At 61.5% G+C, this 18,498-nt stretch carries 15 protein-coding genes and 2 tRNA genes; 6 read left to right on the top strand and 11 right to left on the bottom strand.

Annotation, left to right across the window (positions count from 1 at the left end; all coding sequences use genetic code 11):
• Positions 1-7: 7 nt before the first annotated feature.
• From LF252_RS18155 to LF252_RS18145, 3 genes are all read right to left on the bottom strand, one after another.
• The gene (locus LF252_RS18155; RefSeq protein WP_226271011.1) at positions 8-502 is read right to left on the bottom strand and encodes a hypothetical protein; all 495 of its coding nucleotides are present in this window, start codon (positions 500-502) and stop codon (positions 8-10) included.
• Positions 451-2,775 (bottom strand): xanthine dehydrogenase molybdopterin binding subunit, encoded by a 2,325-nt coding sequence (locus LF252_RS18150; protein WP_226271010.1) that lies wholly within the window; start codon positions 2,773-2,775, stop codon positions 451-453. The genes LF252_RS18155 and LF252_RS18150 overlap by 52 nt, the downstream gene beginning before the upstream one ends.
• A 142-nt stretch (positions 2,776-2,917) precedes the next feature.
• Positions 2,918-4,390, bottom strand: a complete 1,473-nt coding sequence (locus LF252_RS18145; RefSeq protein ID WP_226271009.1) for an FAD binding domain-containing protein — start codon at positions 4,388-4,390, stop codon at positions 2,918-2,920.
• A 240-nt stretch (positions 4,391-4,630) separates the two neighbouring features.
• Between LF252_RS18145 and LF252_RS18140 the strand changes: the two genes are divergently transcribed.
• Together LF252_RS18140 and LF252_RS18135 are read left to right on the top strand one after the other, a co-directional pair.
• Positions 4,631-5,569 (top strand): hypothetical protein, encoded by a 939-nt coding sequence (locus LF252_RS18140; RefSeq protein WP_226271008.1) that lies wholly within the window; start codon positions 4,631-4,633, stop codon positions 5,567-5,569.
• 11 nt (positions 5,570-5,580) lie between these two features.
• Positions 5,581-6,633, top strand: coding sequence for an MJ1255/VC2487 family glycosyltransferase (locus tag LF252_RS18135; protein ID WP_226271007.1), 1,053 nt, complete (start codon positions 5,581-5,583; stop codon positions 6,631-6,633).
• Positions 6,634-6,651: 18 nt separating this feature from the next.
• Here the strand turns inward: LF252_RS18135 and LF252_RS18130 are convergent, their stop codons facing one another.
• Positions 6,652-7,242 (bottom strand): HD domain-containing protein, encoded by a 591-nt coding sequence (locus tag LF252_RS18130; RefSeq protein WP_226271006.1) that lies wholly within the window; start codon positions 7,240-7,242, stop codon positions 6,652-6,654.
• Positions 7,243-7,457: 215 nt separating this feature from the next.
• Here LF252_RS18130 and LF252_RS18125 point away from each other — a divergent pair, with 215 nt between their 5' ends.
• A complete protein-coding gene (locus LF252_RS18125) occupies positions 7,458-10,136 on the top strand; it encodes a cyclic nucleotide-binding domain-containing protein (protein ID WP_226271005.1) in 2,679 nt (892 codons plus the stop codon).
• A gap of 196 nt (positions 10,137-10,332) precedes the next feature.
• Here the strand turns inward: LF252_RS18125 and LF252_RS18120 are convergent, their stop codons facing one another.
• Genes LF252_RS18120 through LF252_RS18105 form a run of 4 tightly spaced genes read right to left on the bottom strand, consistent with a single transcriptional unit; the run spans position 10,333 to position 13,522 of the window.
• Positions 10,333-11,379, bottom strand: coding sequence for an adenylate/guanylate cyclase domain-containing protein (locus LF252_RS18120; protein WP_226271004.1), 1,047 nt, complete (start codon positions 11,377-11,379; stop codon positions 10,333-10,335).
• Complete coding sequence (locus LF252_RS18115) at positions 11,369-11,764, bottom strand: response regulator (RefSeq protein ID WP_226271003.1); 396 nt, start codon at positions 11,762-11,764, stop codon at positions 11,369-11,371. The genes LF252_RS18120 and LF252_RS18115 overlap by 11 nt, the downstream gene beginning before the upstream one ends.
• A 40-nt stretch (positions 11,765-11,804) precedes the next feature.
• Positions 11,805-13,181, bottom strand: a complete 1,377-nt coding sequence (locus LF252_RS18110; protein WP_226271002.1) for a sensor histidine kinase — start codon at positions 13,179-13,181, stop codon at positions 11,805-11,807.
• Between the two features lie 59 nt (positions 13,182-13,240).
• Positions 13,241-13,522: a hypothetical protein gene (locus LF252_RS18105; RefSeq protein WP_226271001.1), complete on the bottom strand. Its 282-nt coding sequence runs from the start codon at positions 13,520-13,522 to the stop codon at positions 13,241-13,243.
• A 155-nt stretch (positions 13,523-13,677) separates the two neighbouring features.
• On the opposite strand from LF252_RS18105, the gene LF252_RS18100 reads away from it, so the two are divergent.
• A complete protein-coding gene (locus LF252_RS18100; protein WP_226271000.1) occupies positions 13,678-15,663 on the top strand; it encodes a peptidylprolyl isomerase in 1,986 nt (661 codons plus the stop codon).
• Positions 15,664-15,769: 106 nt separating this feature from the next.
• On the opposite strand, the gene LF252_RS18095 is transcribed toward LF252_RS18100, so the two are convergent.
• The gene (locus tag LF252_RS18095; protein ID WP_226270999.1) at positions 15,770-16,111 is read right to left on the bottom strand and encodes a cupin domain-containing protein; all 342 of its coding nucleotides are present in this window, start codon (positions 16,109-16,111) and stop codon (positions 15,770-15,772) included.
• Between the two features lie 174 nt (positions 16,112-16,285).
• Between LF252_RS18095 and LF252_RS18090 the strand changes: the two genes are divergently transcribed.
• Together LF252_RS18090 and cysK are read left to right on the top strand one after the other, a co-directional pair.
• On the top strand, positions 16,286-17,116 hold the full coding sequence (locus LF252_RS18090; protein WP_226270998.1) for a serine O-acetyltransferase: 831 nt from the start codon (positions 16,286-16,288) through the stop codon (positions 17,114-17,116).
• Between the two features lie 134 nt (positions 17,117-17,250).
• Positions 17,251-18,171 (top strand): cysteine synthase A, encoded by a 921-nt coding sequence (cysK, locus tag LF252_RS18085; RefSeq protein WP_226270997.1) that lies wholly within the window; start codon positions 17,251-17,253, stop codon positions 18,169-18,171.
• A gap of 137 nt (positions 18,172-18,308) precedes the next feature.
• On the opposite strand, the gene LF252_RS18080 is transcribed toward cysK, so the two are convergent.
• Together LF252_RS18080 and LF252_RS18075 are read right to left on the bottom strand one after the other, a co-directional pair.
• A tRNA-Ala gene (locus LF252_RS18080) sits at positions 18,309-18,382 on the bottom strand.
• A gap of 42 nt (positions 18,383-18,424) precedes the next feature.
• Positions 18,425-18,498: transfer RNA gene (locus LF252_RS18075), tRNA-Ala, on the bottom strand.

Genomic DNA, 18,498 nt, shown 5'->3' with positions numbered 1-18,498 from the left:
GGCCCGGCTACCAGGTAGAGCTCAGGGCGTAGTACACCGCCATAATCCCCGAGAACAGCGCGCTGGCTACAAACCGCCAATCGGCCGAAACCCGGTTTTGGATATAGTAATTTACTACCAAGGCCACCGGCACATTCAGCAGGAACGAGCGGGTCGCCACGGGTATCAGGTCCAGGGAAATCTGCTGAAACTGGCCGCTGAATAAGTGCAGGAACACATAGTGCCGCACAATCCAGAGGGGGTTGAAATATACCTGTGACAACGCGGCGCGCAGCCATTTCCGGCCCAGGCCGGCATTGCGTCGCTCGGGCACTTGCCGGTCAATCCAGCGGAAAAAAGCGGGTACTTCCCAGGAGTAGAGGATGCCGCCTACCAAGGCCATGCCCAGCAGGCGGGTCCAGGAAAACTGGTGCAGCAAGAGGGCGGCGGCGGTGTCGCCGGCGGCGTAAATCAGGAAGCCGCGGAGGTGGTTACGGAGGTTAAGGGAGCGGGTGAGTTCCAAGCGTCAGAAGAGGGTATTCGTAAACGGGGGTGCAAATTTACGAGAACCTTTTCCGGCGTCATAGGAGCGGAGAAAGAAATGCTGGAATCGGGGTTGAAAGACCGCACCGCGTCGCGCAACGCGAAGTAGGCCCCAATGCCGTACATCAGCGGGGGCTCACCTACGGCTTTGGAACGCAGCACGGCCCGGGAATGGCCCGGTGTATCCAGGAAATGTACGTCCAGCACCTTGGGCACCGAGTACAGGTCGGGGATTTTGTAGGCGTTGAGGGAGTTGCTCAGCAGGCGGCCTTCGTCGTTGTACACCAGCTCTTCCAGCGTCATCCAGCCAATGCCCTGCACGGCTCCGCCCTCAATCTGGCCCCGGTCGACGGCCGGGTTCATGCTCTGGCCGAAGTCGTGGGCAATCTGCACGGCTTCCACCTCGTAGGTACCACGGCGGCAATCCACCTTTACCGTGGTGAGGGCCATGCCGTACACGTGGTAGGCGAAGGGGTAGCCCTGCTCAATGCTGGCGTCGAAATACAGGTCGGGGGTAGCGTAGTGGGCGTTTTCGGTGAGGCTCACCCGCTGCCAGTACGCCGCCGATACCAGCTTCTCCCAGCTAGTGTCGGCGGGCTTGCCGGCGGCCAGCACCTGCTCATTCTCGATGTGTAGGCCCTCGTAGTCCATGCTTAGCTCCGTGGAAGCCAGCCGCAGCAGCCGCTCGCGCAGGGCCCGGCAGGCCAGCTCGGTGGCTTTGCCGTTGAGGTCGGCGGTGGCGGAGGCGGCCGAGGGGGACGTGTTGGCCACGCGGGTGGTGTTGGTGCTTTCCACCTTAACGCGGTGCAGCCCAATGCCCAGGGTGCGGGCGGCTACCTGCGCAATTTTGGTGTTTACGCCCTGGCCCATTTCCACGGCCCCGGTGCTCACGCCCACCGAGCCATCGGTGTAGATGTGCACCAGCGCCCGGGCCTGGTTCATGGCCGTTTTGGTGAACGAAATGCCGAAACAGATGGGCATAACGGCCAGGCCCTTTTTCTGCCAGCGGTGAGTACGGTTGAACTCGTCTACCTCGCGGCGGCGGCCGGGCAGGTCAAACAGCTCGGCGGCGGTGTCCCAGGCCTGCTCGGCGTGGCAACCTTCGGCGGGTTGGCGGTAGGCAAACAAATCACCCTCGCGCAGCAGGTTGCGGCGCTGAATGTCGGTAACGGGTACGCCCAGCCGCTCGGCCGCGCAGGCAATGGCCGATTCTATCACAAACATGCCCTGCGGCCCCCCAAAGCCCCGGAAGGCGGTGTTGGGCGGCAGGTTGGTGCGGCAGCTGTATGCCGTGGCAGTTACGTTGGGAATGAAGTAGGTATTGGTGCTGTGAAACAAGGTGCGCTCCATGACGGCCGGCGACAAATCGGCCGCCGCGCCGCCGTTCTGGTAGAAGGTCACCTCGTAGGCCACAATCTTCAGGTCGGCATCCAGCCCAATTTTGAAGTCGGAGGAGTAGGGGTGACGCTTGCCGGTCATGCGCATGTCGGCCATGCGGTCCAGCACCAGCTTCACCGGGCGGCGGGCTACAAAAGCGCCCAAGGCCGCTAGGGCACCCCAGGGCGTGGCCTGGTCCTCTTTGCCCCCGAAGCCCCCGCCCAAGCGGGTTACATCTACTTCTACCTGGTGCATGCCCACGCCCAGCACCCGGGCCGTGTGGCGCTGCACGGCCGTGGGACCCTGGGTAGAGGAAATGATGCGCACCCCGCCCATTTCCGTGGGGAAGGCGTAAGCACCCTGCGTTTCAATATATAGGTGCTCCTGCCCGCCCGATTCGGCCACACCCTCGAACACGTGGGCGCACCCAGCCCAAGCCTCGCCTGAGTCACCAATCCGGAACGTGCGTGGCGGGACCAGCAACTCGCCCTGGGCGGCGGCTACGCGCGGGTCGGTAATGACGGGGAGCGGAGCCACCTCCACCCGCACGTGGCGCAGGGCAGCGTGGGCCGCGTGTTCTGATTCGGCTAACACCAGGGCCACTGGCTGGCCCCGGAAGTGCACGTGACCCTCGGCCAGCAGGGGCTCATCGGGCACAATGCCACCAATCTGGTTTTCGCCCGGAATATCCTGAGCCGTGAGTACGTGTACTACCTCTGGCAGCGCCAGAGCCGCCGTGGCATCTACCGCCAGCAGCTTGCCGTGCGCTACCGGCGACTCCACCACGGCCGCGTACAGCGTGCCGTGCTGCACCGGCACATCATCCAGGTACTGAGATTCGCCGCGCACGTGGCGGATGGGGTCGAGGTGATTCACGGGGAAGGTGAATGAGTGATTGAGTGAATGAGTGGGATAGAACGGTGGGCGGTTGTCATTCCGAGCGAAGCGAGGAATCTGGGTTAAGTATCGGATGATAACCCCAGATTCCTCGCTTCGTTCGGAATGACAGTGGAGCGCTCTATAGTTGTTCTTCGGCGAGCAGGCCCATTTCCACGAAATGGGCTTCCAGCAGCTGGTGCAGGAGCAGGCGTTTGTATTGCTCAGTGCCACGCACGTCGCTGATGGGGCTGATTTCCTGTTGGGCCAACTCCTGAGCCTGCCGCAATGTGTCGAGAGTAACGGGTTGACCGATGAGGGCGGCGGCGGCGCGGGGCAGTAACATCGGAATGGGGCCGACCCCACCCGCCGACAAGCGGGCTTCCTGCACAAGGCCGTTTTCCAGCCGCAGCCACGCGGCGGTATTCACGCTGGCAATATCTAGGTGAGTGCGCTTGGATACTTTTTCGAAGTTGAAATAGTCGGTGGAAATAGGGGCCGGGAAGCGAATATCCGTTACCTGTTCATCGGCAGTTTTGCGGAGCTGTTTGTACCCTTGGTACAGCTCGGCTAAGGGCAGGGCGCGGCGCTGGCCGGCCGTGTTTTCTAGCTCGATTTCCGCGCCTAGGGCCAGGAACAGAATGGTCAGGTCGCCGATGGGGGAGGCGTTGATGAAGTTGCCGGCCACGGTGCCCATCTGCCGGATGGGCGTGCTGCTCACCAGCTTCAGGTAACGCGGCAGCTGCGGCAGCGCCGCCAGCATCACCTCCGATTCGAGGAGCTGCTGAGCCGTAGTGGCGGCTCCCAAAATGATGGTGTCGCCTTCCTGTTGGATGCCGCGCAGGTGGGCTTGGTCGTACACCAGCTCTACGGCCGTGGCACGCAGGTTTTCGGGCTGTTGCACCAGCAAATCGGTGCCCCCGCCCAGAATGCGGGCCCGCGCCGCAGCTGGGGCGTCCAGCTCTGCTCCGTTAGATGAGAGCGGGACGGTGGCCTCGGTGCCGCCCGTGACGGCGGCCGTAGCGGCGCTACGTAATGCCTGCAGCTTGCCGGGCATATCGGCGAAATACTGGGGCACGAAGCCCTGTTCCGCCAGCCAGGGCAAGGATTCGGTGGTGGGGCGCTGCTCTAGCTGCTGCTGCAGGTGGGCAGCGGCCCGCTCCAGGCTTTTGTAGCCGGTGCAACGGCAAATGTTACCGTCAATAGCGGCCAGTACGCTGGTTTCGGTGCTGGGCTTGGCGCTGAGGGCGTGGCCGGTCAGGCTCATCACAAAACCCACCGTGCAGAACCCGCACTGCGAGCCGCCTTCCTGCACAATGGCCTGCTGCACCGGCGTGAGGCTGCCGCGGGCTTGGTTAATGCCTTCTACCGTTACCACGTGCTTACCATGGGCATTGCCCAACGGCGTGAGGCAGGAAGTCATAGACTGGTACTGCACCGCTTCGCCCGTGGCGCTCAGCTCCCCCACCAGTACGGTACAGGCCCCACAGTCGCCTTCCCGGCAGCCAATTTTGGTGCCGGTGAGGTGTTGGTTGTACCGCACAAAATCGAGCAGAGTACTTCCCGCGGGTTGCTGGGTACGGATGAGCTGGTTGTTAAGGTAAAACTGGAGCATGGCAGAGCAGAAAATCCGAAAGCGGAAGGGAAAGATACAGCATTTTCAACGCCTGGCGTAACAATTCGGTAACACTTGGAGCTAGTGCAAATGGACCTGTGGTGCTCAGGCCAACTCAGCTACAGCGCACGAGCTTACAGCGGCTGCCGAAGATAAGCAGGATGGGGTTGCGGGTCTTTTCCTACTTTCGGCTTGATTTTAGCCGATAGCCGGTTTTGCTCCTTTCCACTTCTTGCGCTGATGCATAAATTCTTCTCCTTCCCCTCTGTTCTGAGCGTTATAGCAGGTGCTGGGCTGCTGTTTTCAGCTTCCTGCACTGCCCCCCGGGCCATTGTGAGCACCGGCAAAGTAACGCCCCGCGGCGAGTTTAAGGTGGGCGGTAACATGGCCTTCAACGTGCCCACCGAAACCCTGAGCAAAACCGGCTCGGCGCTAATAGATGCGGCCCGGTCGGCGGCCGCTAAAACGAAGGAGGACACTATTCGCTACAACCAGACCCTCGATAAGCTGCAGATTGGGGCCCTGGCCTACGTGCTGGACCCCGTACGCCCCACCTCCGACCTATACATCCGCTACGGCGTTATCGACCGGGTAGATGTGGGCTACAAGTATGGTTTTGGCTCCCACGTTTTCGATGCCATGTACCAGTTTCTGGGGCCGGTGGGCACGCCAGAAAACCCGGGTAGCCGGGCAGCGGGGGCTACCTATGGTAGCATTGGGCTGCAGTTTGCTACCCAGCGCAGCAAGCTGCCCAGCGTCCCGTTCCTGGACAATATAACCGATTTTCTGGGTTTTGAAGCCAGCCGCCACGACCTGATTGTGCCACTGGTGTTCAGTAAATCTTTGGGTGTTGAAGAGGAAATAGGGGCCATTTCCTACGGGGTAGTATACGCGCACAGTTTTTTCAAATACGGCTTTCAACCCCGGAATGTGTTTGATGCAGCTGGCCGGCTGGCGCTGCCGGCACTGCCCTCGGCGCGCCGCAATTTTGGCTCTTACGGGGCCTTTTTCAATGCCAAGCTGGGTTACCGCTACGTTTACTTTATTCCGGCTCTGTCAGTGTATTACCAGAACTACGGCGAGTATCAACTGCTGAACAACAAAACGGCCAAGCTCAGCGGCCTCACCTTTATTCCCAGCCTGGGTGTACAGTTCCGTATTCCTACTACCCGCCGATAATTCAGCGCACGATGAATATCCTGTACGGAGTGCCGGGCGAAGGGCTGGGCCACGCCACGCGCAGCAAAGTAGTTATTGGCCATCTGCTCAGTCAGGGACATAACGTGTGCGTGGTAAGCAGCTCCCGGGCCTACCAGATGCTGGCGGCCAACTTCCCTGGTCGGGTGCACGAAATCCGGGGTTTTCACCTCGCTTACAAGCACCTCACGGTGTCCAAGTCGCGCACGGCGGCCCTCACGCTGCGCACGGCTCCGGAAAACCTGCTCATCAACTTCCGCAAGTACCGAGAGCTGCTCTGCGACTTCGAGCCCGAGGTGGTTATTTCCGATTTTGAGTCATTCAGCTTCCTGTTTGCCAAGTGGAAGGGCCTGCCCATCATCAGCATCGATAATATGCAGATTATCAGCCGGGCGGCGCTGGATATTACGGTACCGGCCCAGGAGCGGGGCAACCTCACGCTGGCCCGGCAAATTGTGCGGGCCAAGCTGCCCGGCAGTCAGCAGTATCTGGTGTCCACGTTTTTTCCGCTGCCGGTTATCAAGGAGCGCACCACGCTGGTACCGCCCATTCTGCGGCCCGAGGTGCTGGCGTTGCGGCCTACCAAAGGCCAGCACGTGCTGGTGTACCAGTCGGCCACTACGCAGAAGGACTTGGTGGCGCAGTTGCAGCAACTGCCGGGGCAAGAGTTTCGGGTGTACGGCTTCAACCGGGAGGAAACGCACGGCAACGTACAGTTGCGGGCCTTCAGCGAAGCTGGCTTTCTGGACGACTTAGCCAGCGCCCGGGCCGTGGTAACCAACGGTGGTTTCTCGCTCATCAGCGAGGCCGTGTACCTGCACAAGCCGGTGTGTGCCATTCCCATTCCGGCCCAGTTTGAGCAGTTCTTGAACGCCGCCGAAATAGAGAAGCTGGGCTACGGCCGCCACTTCTCCGCCATCACCCCCGATAACCTGAAGGCCTTCCTGTACGACCTCTCCGGATTTGAGCAGGCGCTGGCGGGCTATGCGCAGCAGGGAAACAAGGTGTTGTTTGCCGCCTTGGATAAGGCTTTGGCGGAAGTGTAGACTCCGGAGTGCTCGTTTCTACAGGGCCGCCAACTGCTGCTGTACCTCAGCTAAGCGAGCTTGTTTTTGAGCTTCGCGGCGGGCGGTGGCAGTAGTTGTCCAGTAGCGGTGGCTGCTCAGGAAATCAACCTGGAGCTGCAGCCAGGCGGTTTTGTCGCTTACCATGCCGCGGGCGGCCAGCTCATCGTAGAGCGACTGACTGATGGGCCAGAAATCGGGGCGGCCCAGGTAGTCCAGGTCGGCGTCGCAGAGGATGCGGGCCAGGGGCAGCGCGCCGGGCGTTTGGGGCATGCGCGTGGCCATAATCAGCTCCTCAATCAGCGCAATCTGAGCCGGCTGATAGCCAAAATCGGGGAGAACCCGCCGGACCAGGGCGCAGCCAGCGGCTTCGTGGCCTTGGTAGGTGGTCAGAAAGCCGGAGTCGTGGTACAGCGCGGCGGTGCGCAGCAGCGTTACCTGTTCCTCATCGGTAACGTCCGCCGCTTGCGCCAAGGAAAGTGCCTGCTCCACTACATCCAGCGTGTGGTGCAGGCCGTGGTAATAGAGAGTAGGCGAGAGGTGCTGACGAAGTTGAGAGAGGATGTAAGCTTCGGCGCGGAGGCAGTCCATGTGGTGGCAGGCTGAGCGTAGAGGCCGTAAATAGCGCAAAAAATCGGCAGTAACCCGCCTGAAGGCTCCTATCTTGCGGCGAAGTAGTGATGAAATGATGGAGAAATGAAGTGACGGAGAAGGTAGCGGCACCGGCCGCCTTTCTCAATTTCTTTTCTTAGTACCTGTCGTAGTTCACCACCGTCCCCCATCATCCTATTCCCTCATTACCCCCCATGACCTTGCGCGCACGTTGGCAACAGTTGCTGGGCATCCGTCCGGAGGAAGGCCGTACGGTCGGGCTATTCTTTCTCCACAATTTTCTGCTCGGTATCGGCACCATTCTGGTGTACGTGGCCGCCAACGTGATTCTGCTCGAAAACCAGCCCGAGCGCAACCTGCCGCTGGCCTATGGCGTGGCGGCTTTGGCCATGATGGGGGCGGGCCGCATCTACGAGCATTTCGAGCACCACTTGGGCTTGCAGCGCGTGGCGGTGCGGGTGCTGCTGGCGGTGGTGGTCCTGATGGCCATGCTGGGCGTGCTGGTGGCGGTGGGCCATTCGGTGGCCGCGGCCGTGGCCATCATGACGGGCTACCGCGTTATTTACCTGCTCACCAACCTGGAGTTCTGGGGCGTATCGGCGGTGGTATTTGATGTGCGGCAGGGGCGGCGGCTGTTCAGCGTCATCAGCTCCGGCGATATGCCCGCCAAGGCCCTGGGTGCCGTGCTGGCCCTGCTCATTCATCACCACACCGAGTTGCTGTGGCTGCTGCTGCTGGCTTTCGGGGCGTACGTGGGCGCTTTGCTGGTACTGCGCACTACCGGCCGGGAGCACGTGGTGGAAGCCCATTCCCGGGCCCGCGCCGCCCGCACCGAAGCTGTGGCGGCCCCGTTGCAGCGGTGGTTTGGCAGCAGCCGCCTGGTACTGACGATGTGCCTGAGCATGCTGGCCATTGCCGCCGTTACCACGGGCATCGAGTACACATTTTTTGTGAATGTGAAGCACCGCTTCCACGACCAGTCGGTGGTGATGCGCTACGTGAGCACCGTGCTGGCCATTACCTATCTGGTGGCGTTGCTGGTGAAGCTGCTGGTAACGGGTAAGGTGCTGGACCGGGCCGGGGTGCGGCCGGTACTGCTGGCCCTGCCGGGCCTGGTAGTGGCCGGTTTGGCGGCGTATGTGCTCAACGCTTCCTGGAGTGCCGCCGGACTCATGCTCTACTTCTGCGCCCTGTTTCTGACGCTGGAAGTGCTGCGTCGCGCCTTCTTCGACCCCGTATTCCTGGTATTGTTTCAGCCCCTGCCGGCCCCCGAGCGGCTGCAGGCCCACACCTTGGCCAAAGGCCTGTACGAGCCGCTGGGCATGGGCCTGGCTGGGGTACTGCTCGCGCTGCCTCACCTGGTGCCAGAGTTGGGTACCGGGTTTGCGTTTGGCTGGATGACCCTGCTGATGGCTGGCGCTCTGCTACTGCTCTACCGAACCTACGGTCAGTATCTGGGGGAGCTACAGCACGCCGTAAGCCGCCGTTTCGCTACGGATGAGGTGCCAGCTACTCTCACGCACAACGGCCATGCTGCGGCCGCCAACCAGGATATTCCGGGGCTGATAGACGCCTTGCAGGGCAGAGCAACGCGGTCCGCTGCCGCCGCCCAGCTTCGGCAACTGGGAATAGCGGCCGTGCCAGTTCTGGCGCAGGCACTGGCCGCTGCAACCGACGAGCCCCAGATACGCCGCGTGGCCCAGCTGCTGGGTCACGTGCCGCAACCCGCCAGCCGGGCTGCGCTGGTTGCCTTGGCCCAGCGGCCGGAGCTGACCCACCGCGAAGCTGCCCTGCGGGCCCTGCGCAACTTCGCTCCCGAGCCCACCGATGCCCCCGTGTTCCAGGCACTACTGCAGCAGGAACTGCTACTGGCCCGGCAACTGCTACACGGCAAAGCCGCGTCCGACGACCAGCCCCTGCGCGATGCCCTGGCCTACGAGCTGCACCGCTTAGAGCAGCGGCTGTTTGGCTTGCTGCTGCAGCTCTACCCGCCCCAGGCCATTGCCGATGCCCAGCGCAGCGTGACGCACGCTGCCCGGGAGCGGCAGGCCAACGCCCTCGAAATCCTGGACAACCTGATTGCCCGGCCGGTGTACCAGGCCCTGCAAACCCTGCTGGAGCTGCGCCCCGCCGCCGAAAAAGCCCGCGTGTTCGACCGGCTGCTGCCTGCAGCCCCGGCACCCGCGTCCATTCTGGCCCTGGTAGCTGAGCACGGTGAAACCGTGTTTTCTGACTGGACGCTGAGTCTGGCCTTGCGGCAGTGGCAGCCTGCCGCAGGAGGGTTTGAGCTGCTACGGCCCCACGCGGCCAGCCCCAGTCCGCTGGTACGGGAGGCCGCGTGGGCTGGCCTTGCCCAGTGGGCGGCCGCGTACCCGGCCGCGTACCAGGCTGCCCTTTCTCATCATCCCGAGTTACCCGATTTGCTTATGCATCATTCCACCGCCGCCGCGCACCTTTCCGCCGCCGACCGGGTGGCCCTGCTGCAACACACGGCCCTGTTTGCGGCCACCCCGGCCAACGTGCTCAGCAGCATCGTGCCCATCATGCAGGAAGTGAAATTCAGCCCGGAGGAGCAGATTTTTGCCAAAGGTGACCTGGGGGCTTCCCTGTTTGTAGTGTATGAGGGCGAAGTCGGCATCTTCAACGGCAGCCAGCAGCTGGCCACCTTCCGGGCGGGCGAATTTTTCGGTGAACTGGCCCTGCTCGATGCCGAGCCCCGCTCGGCCACGGCCGTGGCTCAAACGCCTGTGCTGGCCTTCCGCCTCGACCAGGACGACTTCTACGACGTGATGGAAGAACGCCCCGAAGTGCTGCGCAACATCCTGCGCGTACTCTGCCAGCGCCTCCGCCGCCAGAATGAGATGGTGAAGTAAGCCCGTCATTGCGAGCGGAGCGCAGCTAATCCTTCCTTTGCAGAGCGCGAAACCCAGAAAAGCAGAAATCCCCTGACGCCAGTGCTAGCGTCAGGGGATTTTGAGTATTCCAGGGCTTGGTACTGCGAGAAGAAAGGAATAGCTGCGCTGTCCTTCGGGTGCTTCGGCCTTCGGCCTCGCAATGACAAAGTAGTTGCTACGCCACCACCTCGTAAATCATCACCGGCTGCGACTTGTTCTTAAGCGTTACCTCGCGCAGCGGGCGGCACTGGAATGACTCTTTCACCCGCTCGTAGGTGGATTCGGTGATGATAATCTGGCCGGGTTGAGCTACGGATTGCAGGCGCTGGCTCACGTTCACGTTGTCGCCAATAACGGTGTAGTCGAGGCGCTTGAGCGAGGCCGAGCCGATATTGCCCGATACCATTTCGCCGGTGTTGATGCCAATGCTGACCTCCGGCTGGTAGGGGCGGCCGTCGGGCAGCATATCGTTGTTGGCCTGCACTACCTGGCGCACGGCCAGGGCCGCATCAATCCCCCGGTCGAGGTGGTACTCGCCCCGGAAAACGGCCATTACGGCGTCGCCCATGAACTTATCGATGTAGCCGCCCTGGGCAATGACTTCCTGCACCATCTGGTCGAAGTAGCGGTTCAGCATCGTCACAATGTCGGCGGGCGGCAGTACCTCCGAGAGGCTGGTGAACCCGCAGATGTCGATGAAGACCACCGTGGCTTCCACCGTTTCGGAGGCCATGAGCGTGTTCTGAAACTCGGGGCGTTCCACGAACTTCAGCACGGTTTCATCCACGTACATGCGCAGGATGTTGTTTTCCTGGATGGCCCGCAGCGTTTCGCGCAGTTGCTGCACGTGCTGGGCGGTTTTGTCCATGGTCGTTTCCAGGTCCTGGAAATCCACGGGCTTGGTCACGAAGTCAAACGCGCCCCGGTTCATGGCCGTGCGGATGTTCTGCATATCCCCGTAGGCCGATACCATCACCGTCTTCAGCACCGGGTTGGCCTCCTGCAGCTTGCTGAGCAAGGTGAGGCCGTCCATCACCGGCATGTTGATGTCGGAGAGGATGATGTCGAGGTCGGGGTGTTGCTGCAGGGTATTCAGGGCCTCCTGGCCGTTGCTGGCAAATACAAACTCGTACACACTCTCCCGGATTTTGCGCCGGAATTTCTGTTTGATGAGCAGCTCCAGGTCTGCTTCATCATCCACTACCAGAATCTTAGTTTTCATGCTCGGTGAGGTGCAGCAGTTTTTCCTTGAGGGCGGCAAAATCTACGGGTTTCGCCAGGAAGTCGTTGGCCCCCAGCTCCAGGGCCTGCTGACGACTGGCCTCGTCGCCGTAGGCGGTAATCATCATTACCTGGGGAGGGGCGGGCGGCGGGGCCCCGTACTCCTGCCGGATGTGGCGCAGCAGCTCCAGCCCGCTCATGCCGGGCATGTTAATGTCGCTCAGAATCAACACTACCTCCGAGGCGTGCCCGTGCAGGTAGTCTAAGGCTTCCTCACCGGAATACGCAAACGAAAACGTGAATACGCCACTCCGGATTTCGCGCCGGAACCGCTGCTCAAACAGGGTCCGCACGTCTTGTTCGTCATCAACAACTAAGATCTTCATCAACAGCAAAACTAACAGAAACTACCAGCCAATGGCCTTTTTAGGCTGGCAACGTAATAATGAACTCAGTGCCCTGGCCTTCTTCCGATTCTACCTCCAGCGTGCCGCCGTGGGCTTTGGTTACGATGTCGTAGCTGAGCGAGAGGCCCAGGCCGGTGCCCTCGCCGGTGGGCTTGGTGGTGAAGAAGGGCTGGAAGATTTTCTGGCGCACACTGGCCGGAATGCCGGTTCCGTTGTCGCGTACCCGCACCTCCACGTCGCCGGTGGGCAGCTGGCGGGTAGTTACGCTCACGGTGGGCGCAAAATCGGCGGGGCTGGCTTCTTTGCGCTTCTGCACGGCGTAGAAGGCGTTGGTAAACAGGTTCAGCAGCACCCGGCCCAAATCCTGAGCCACGGCATCCACTTTCACCAGAGTAGGGTCGAAGTGGGTGTTAAGGGTGGCGTTAAAGGTTTTATCCTTGGCCCGCAGGCCGTGGTAAGCCAGGCGCAGGTACTCGTCGGCCAGGGTATTGAGGTCGGTGGGTTGCCGCTCCCCAGTGCTGGCGCGGCTGTGTTCCAACATGCCCCGCACAATGCTGGCCGCCCGCTGCCCGTGGTGGGTAATTTTCTGCAGGTTCTGGCGCAGGTCGGCCAATAGCTCCGCTTCCAGCTCATGGTCCCGCTCGGGGCGCTGCTGCTCCTCTTCCAACTCCTGCACCAGTTCGGCCGATACATCGGAGAAGTTGGTCACGAAGTTGAGCGGGTTCTGAATTTCGTGGGCAATGCCGGCCGTCAACTCACCCAGGCTGGCCATTTTTTCGGCCTGAATCAGTTGGGCCTGGGTAGTTTTTAGCTCCTCCAGCGCGTGCTGCAACTCCTCGGTTTGTTGGGTTAGGGAGGATGTCCGCTCGGCTACCAGCCGTTCCAGCTCGGCGTTTTGGGCGGCAATGGCGCGTTTTTCCTTTTCCTCTGCCTCCCGCACCACCCGCTCCGCCTCCAGGTGCTTTTTCTGGTTGCGGGCAATGAATACGAAGGTGATGAGCCAGATAATGGCGAATACTTTGGACGTGTCGAAGGCATCATCATACTCCTTGATAAACCAGCTGCTCAGCCCGGCGGCGGTCAACTCAATAATGGAGTAGAGCACAAACGGAGCCACCGCCAGCAGCAGCGTGCGGGCCGGGCGGTAATCCTGGCTCCGCAGCAGCACAAATACCACTACGACCAGCACGAACAGCATATAAAGTTCGTCGAGCCGGTCGGTTTTCCAGTGAACCAGCAAGGAAAACGCGTAGAGGACCGCCCCGGGCAGCCAGAAATAGTTCAGCAAGGCATTGAGCCGGGGAAAGCGCGTGGGCAAATCCAGGAACCGGCGGAGGCTGCGCACTACGATGGCAGCAATGCCAATGGTAAATAACACAGAGGCGTTTACGTCCATTCAGCTGAAGATTTCGGGGGGAAGGGAAGGAAATGGGAGCTTGGGTAAGTAGAAGGCAATTATGGCTGACGCGGAGCCGGATCAGAGCCACTCAAAAAGCGGGGTAGGGGCACGGCCAGCGTTACCACGGGGTTGCTGGTAGGGCTGTTTTTCTTGTCGGGCGCGGCGCGGGGAATCCACCCGGCTATTTCGCCCACTTTGCCAACTACCGTAGGCAGCGTCAGGCGCACGGTAAGCACTTTGCGAGGAGGTGGGGCAGTCGGCTTGTTTTGGCAATAGCCGGGCTGGGCTGCCAGGAGCAGGAGCAGAAAAAACAGCCAGCAGGAAAGCGCGCGGAACATGGAAGGAGGGATGCTGCTGTAAATATGCACGGATAAACTACGTTTCCTTCTAGCGGCCCCCGCTCAATTTATCACCGGAGGGCGTACGCCCGGATAGATGGGTTTTGCGGGGGAAGCGTTGCCTTCGTGGGCAGAGTATTTACCTTAGGGGACCCATGAGCCACTCTTTCTCGTACCGCCTCACCGCCAGCCTGGCCGCCACCGGCTGGGCGCTGCTCCAGGCCTGCGCCCCGCATCCTTCCGCCACTTCCACCCCGGCCACCGTCAACCGTTTCGCCAACGACAGCACTTTCCGCCGCATTGCTACGCTGCAGGATGCCCGTCGTACCACCGGGCTGCTGCCGTACCTAAATCACCCCGAAGCCCGCTACCGCCGCGCCGCTGCCGAAGCCCTGGCCTCCGTGCAGGATAAGGCGGCTACTGCTAGTCTGGCAAACGCTTTGGAGGACACTGACTGGACCGTGCGCCGCCAAGCCGCCTACGCCCTGGGCCAAACCGCCGACTCCACGGCCGAAACCACGCTGTGGCGGCAGGTAGTGAAAGAAGCCAACCCAACGGTGCGCCGCTACGAGCTGGAAGCATTAGGCCGCTGCACTTCCCGCGGTACTTTTGTGCTACTCACTAAGCTCCCGGCCAACCTGCCCGCCGACACCGCTACGTTCAGCGGCCAGGCCTGGGCCCTGTACCGGGCCGGCCTGCGCGGCCTCACCTCCGAAGCAGCCGTGAAGCGGCTGGTGCAGCTGCTGGGCCGCAGCAACCCCACCAGCGCCCGGCTGGCCGCGGCTAATGCGCTGGCCCGTACCCGGGGACTGAATCTGGCCCCGTTTGCGGCCGACATCAGCGCCGCCGCGCAACAGGATGCCGACTATGCCGTGCGCAGTGGGGCCGCGGCCGCCCTCGGCAAAGCCGCCACCGACCCCGCCGTGCCCGCCACGCTGGTCGCCCTGGCCCGCCGCGACACTGATTACCGGGTGCGGGTGAGTGCTCTGCGGGCCATGAACAAAGCCATGTACGCGCCTGTGAAAGAAGCTGCGTGGGCCGCCCTCACCGACGAAAATGCTCAGGTAGCCCTTACCGCTGCCGAGTTTTTCCTGGCCAATGCGGTCGATGAGCCCGGTACGCTTTTCCTGGAGAAGGCCAACCGTCTGCCCCAATGGCGGGTGCGGGCCACCTTGCTGGCCGCCGCCCTGCGCCAGCCGGGTCCCGAGCGGGCCGCCATCCGTCGGGCTATTGAAGAGCGGTACACGGCGGCTACGGATGTGTATGAGAAAGGCTACTTGCTGAAAGCCCTAAGTGAGGACCCCGCCGCCTTCGATTTCGTGCAACAAGCCACCTTTGCGGCTGGCCGGCCGCTGGTGGTAGGAACTTACGGCATGGAGGCCTTAGTGGCCCTGCGGCGGCAGCGTGATTTCCCGGCCGCCCGCTACCCCGAGGTGGCGCTGGCCCTGCGTAAAGGCGTGCTTAGCGGCGACGTGGCCATGATGGGCACGGCCGCCGAAGCCATTCGGGACCCTAAACTGGACCTGCGCCGCCTGCTGCCTAACCCCGACTTCCTGCTGCAGGCCCGTGACCAGCTCGTGTTACCTCGCGACCTGGAAGCTTGGCAGTCGTTGCAGCAAACCATTGATTTTCTGCAGCAGCGGCCCGCTACGCCCACGCCCGTTGCGCAGGCCGCCACCCACCCCATTGATTGGGGATTGGTGAATACCATTCCGGCCGGGCAGCGTGCCGTGGTGCACACCAGTAAGGGTGATGTAGTGATGCGGCTATTGGTAGAGCAGGCGCCTGGCTCAGTAGCCAGCTTCGTGGCCTTAATCCGCCAGGGTTTCTATAACGGCAAGAACTTCCACCGGGTAGTACCCAACTTTGTGGCTCAAGGCGGCTGCCCCCGCGGCGACGGTTGGGGCAGCTCCGACTACAACCTTCGCTCCGAATTTGCCGATCTGCGCTACGGCGAAGGCGCGGTAGGCTTGGCCTCTGCTGGTAAAGACACCGAAAGCTGCCAGTGGTTTATCACCCACGCCCCTACACCCCACCTCGACGGCCGTTACACCATCTTCGCCCAGGTAGTACAGGGCATGGATGTAGTCAGCCGCTTAGAAATCGGGGACCGGATTGATAAGGTGGAGCTGGTGAAATAAATTACCAGCGGCCCTTTAAAAGCGAAGTCCCAGCAGTTTGCATGCGTCGGTTATCAACGTGCAAACTGCTGGGGCTTTCAATTAAAATCAGGTACTTGAAGCTGGGTTACGCTTCGTCGCGGCCGTGTACCTGGGCGGGTGGGGTAGTGGCTTCGATGGCCGAGAAGGATTCCAGAATCTTGTAAGTGTGCGAGGCTCCCTTGGGTACTACCCAGGAGTTGCCTTGCTCTAGTACCACCATCTGGCCTTCCAGGTGCAGCTCAGCCCGGCCCTGTAGCACGTAGCCTACCGTTTCGTAGGGGCGGGAGGAGGGCTCTTTCGGCTCGCCGGGCTGTTCGTTCTCCCACATGCGCATCGAAATGTGTGTACCCGAGGCTAGGTATTTCTCGCCTTCGGGGCCGCTAGGAGAGTGGCGGGAGTCTACTTTGGTGATGGTGGTATCAGCCATGATTGTAGCGAAACTAAAAGGTGTAAGTAAGGATGTGTCCGTGGGCTAACGCACGCCGCTACGGCTGGGTTACTGGTGGGTGCCCCGCAAACCTTCCGGTCAGGCCTTGGTTAACCCAAGCTGCGGGGCGTGTATCTTACCGCCGGCTCCCGGCCTTTCCCTGCACGCACGGCTATGTACGATTCTGATTTCTTACACTCCTTAACCCAGGCCCACCAGCAAACGGCCACCCCCCTGCCCGCTGCTGCCTTCTGTCAGCTGGCCGACCAGTTGCTGGAGTTGCTGTTTCCCGAGCGGGCGGCCCGCCCCCTGCGTGATGCCGATGCCATTGCCGCTACGCTGCGCCTGTTGCAGGAAGACCTGGCGCATTTACTCCGAATGATGCCCACAGCGCAGCCGGCGGCCGAGCTGGCGGCGGCGCTGGTAGCAGCTCTGCCGTTCCTGCGCCACACGCTGCTGCTGGATGCTGCGGCCATCGTAGCCGCCGACCCCGCCGCGCAGGGCTTGGCTGAGGTTATTAGTACCTACCCAGGCTTCTACGCCATTGCCATGCACCGCTTCGCGCATGGGCTCTACCTGCGCGGTATCCCGCGCGTGCCTCGGCTCCTGAGCGAGTATGCCCACCAGCGCACCGGTATTGATATTCACCCCGGAGCCCGCATCGGCCCTTCATTCTGTATCGACCACGGCACCGGCCTGGTTATCGGCGAAACCTGCGTGATTGGCGCGGGAGTTAAGATTTTCCAGGGTGTTACGCTGGGCGCCCTCAGCGTCGCCAAGCATCTACAGGGCATCAAGCGCCACCCCACCATCGAAGACCATGTGGTGATTTACGCCGGGGCCACTATTTTGGGCGGCAACACCACGGTGGGCAGCCACAGTATTATTGGCGGTAATGTGTGGCTCACGGAAAGCGTACCCTCGCACTCCCGCGTGTACCACCAGGCTCAAATCCACGTCACCCGCTCCCAAGACCCCGCTGAGGACATCATATTTTCCATTTGACAAGGGATGGCTGGACGGTTGGATGGCTGAATTGAGCATACGGTTTTTGGACCTTACATCTGTTTAACCCACACTCCATTCAGTCATTCACCCCTTCAACTATTCAGCAATTCAACTTTTCAACCATCTACCAGATGAAAGCTAATTCCATTCTTGACACTATTGGCAACACGCCGCTGCTGCGCCTCAACAAGCTGTTCGCTCACCGTCCCGATGTGGAAGTGTGGGTGAAGCTGGAGCGCGCCAACCCCGGCGGCAGCATCAAAGACCGTATTGCCCTCAGCATGATTGAGCAGGCCGAGCAGGACGGCACCCTCACGCCCGACAGCACCATCGTGGAGCCTACTTCGGGCAACACCGGCGTGGGCCTGGCCATGGTTGCTGCCGTAAAAGGCTACAAGCTCACGCTGGTAATGCCCGAGAGCATGAGCATTGAGCGCCGCCGCCTGATGGCCGCCTACGGGGCCAACCTGGAGCTGACGCCCCGTGAAAAAGGTATGAAAGGTGCCATCGAGAAAGCCCACGAGCTGGTGCAGAACACGCCCGGCGCTTGGATGCCCATGCAGTTCGAAAACCCGGCCAACATCAAAGTGCACCGAGAAACTACCGCCCAGGAAATTTTGCGGGATGCCCCCGAGGGTTTTGACTTTTACATCACTGGCGTGGGTACCGGTGGCCACCTTACGGGCGTAGCCGAAGTCCTCAAGCCGAAATTCCCGAACATGAAGGTGTTTGCCGTGGAACCGGAACTCTCACCGGTTATCAGCGGCGGAGCCCCCGGCCCGCACCCCATCCAGGGCATCGGAGCCGGCTTCATTCCGGCCAACCTGCACCAGAACGTCCTCGACGGCACCATTCAGGTAAGCCAGCAGGAAGCCTTCGACATGGCCCGCCGCGCTGCCCGCGAGGAAGGTATCTTTATGGGTGTGTCCTCCGGCGCCTCATTGGCTGCCGTAGCCAAAAAGCTGGACGAAGTACCCCAGGGCGGCCGCGTGCTCACCTTCTGCTACGATACCGGCGAGCGGTACTTGTCGGTAGAGGGGCTATTCGTGTAGCGAGGCTCTCTGCTAGGTTGCTTAACACCTACGACGGCCCCATCTGGTTTGCAGGTGGGGCTGTCGCGCGTGCTGGCTGGGCGCGTGCCCCAAAAACAAAAAAGCCCAACCGCAAGGTTGGGCTTTTGCAACGGGAGTGGAGAATATCGGAGTCGAACCGATGACCTCTTGCATGCCATGCAAGCGCTCTAGCCAGCTGAGCTAATCCCCCGTTTGTTGTGCGTGATGCTCACCAATCGTGAGCAGAAAAGAGTGGAGAATATCGGAGTCGAACCGATGACCTCTTGCATGCCATGCAAGCGCTCTAGCCAGCTGAGCTAATCCCCC

Source organism: Hymenobacter pini (assembly GCF_020421205.1).
Classification (GTDB): domain Bacteria; phylum Bacteroidota; class Bacteroidia; order Cytophagales; family Hymenobacteraceae; genus Hymenobacter; species Hymenobacter pini.
The sequence above is the reverse complement of the archived record's forward strand: the minus strand, read 5'-3'. Positions and strand labels throughout refer to the sequence as shown.

Excerpts from the sequence above, each read along its gene's own strand:
- LF252_RS18145 (WP_226271009.1), bottom strand. The coding sequence starts at position 4,390 with ATGCTCCAGTTTTACCTTAACAACCAGCTCATCCGTACCCAGCAACCC.
- LF252_RS18140 (WP_226271008.1), top strand. The coding sequence starts at position 4,631 with ATGCATAAATTCTTCTCCTTCCCCTCTGTTCTGAGCGTTATAGCAGGT.
- LF252_RS18135 (WP_226271007.1), top strand. The coding sequence starts at position 5,581 with ATGAATATCCTGTACGGAGTGCCGGGCGAAGGGCTGGGCCACGCCACG.
- LF252_RS18130 (WP_226271006.1), bottom strand. The coding sequence starts at position 7,242 with ATGGACTGCCTCCGCGCCGAAGCTTACATCCTCTCTCAACTTCGTCAG.
- LF252_RS18125 (WP_226271005.1), top strand. The coding sequence starts at position 7,458 with ATGACCTTGCGCGCACGTTGGCAACAGTTGCTGGGCATCCGTCCGGAG.
- LF252_RS18120 (WP_226271004.1), bottom strand. The coding sequence starts at position 11,379 with ATGAAAACTAAGATTCTGGTAGTGGATGATGAAGCAGACCTGGAGCTG.
- LF252_RS18115 (WP_226271003.1), bottom strand. The coding sequence starts at position 11,764 with ATGAAGATCTTAGTTGTTGATGACGAACAAGACGTGCGGACCCTGTTT.
- LF252_RS18110 (WP_226271002.1), bottom strand. The coding sequence starts at position 13,181 with ATGGACGTAAACGCCTCTGTGTTATTTACCATTGGCATTGCTGCCATC.
- LF252_RS18105 (WP_226271001.1), bottom strand. The coding sequence starts at position 13,522 with ATGTTCCGCGCGCTTTCCTGCTGGCTGTTTTTTCTGCTCCTGCTCCTG.
- LF252_RS18100 (WP_226271000.1), top strand. The coding sequence starts at position 13,678 with ATGAGCCACTCTTTCTCGTACCGCCTCACCGCCAGCCTGGCCGCCACC.
- LF252_RS18095 (WP_226270999.1), bottom strand. The coding sequence starts at position 16,111 with ATGGCTGATACCACCATCACCAAAGTAGACTCCCGCCACTCTCCTAGC.
- LF252_RS18090 (WP_226270998.1), top strand. The coding sequence starts at position 16,286 with ATGTACGATTCTGATTTCTTACACTCCTTAACCCAGGCCCACCAGCAA.
- cysK (WP_226270997.1), top strand. The coding sequence starts at position 17,251 with ATGAAAGCTAATTCCATTCTTGACACTATTGGCAACACGCCGCTGCTG.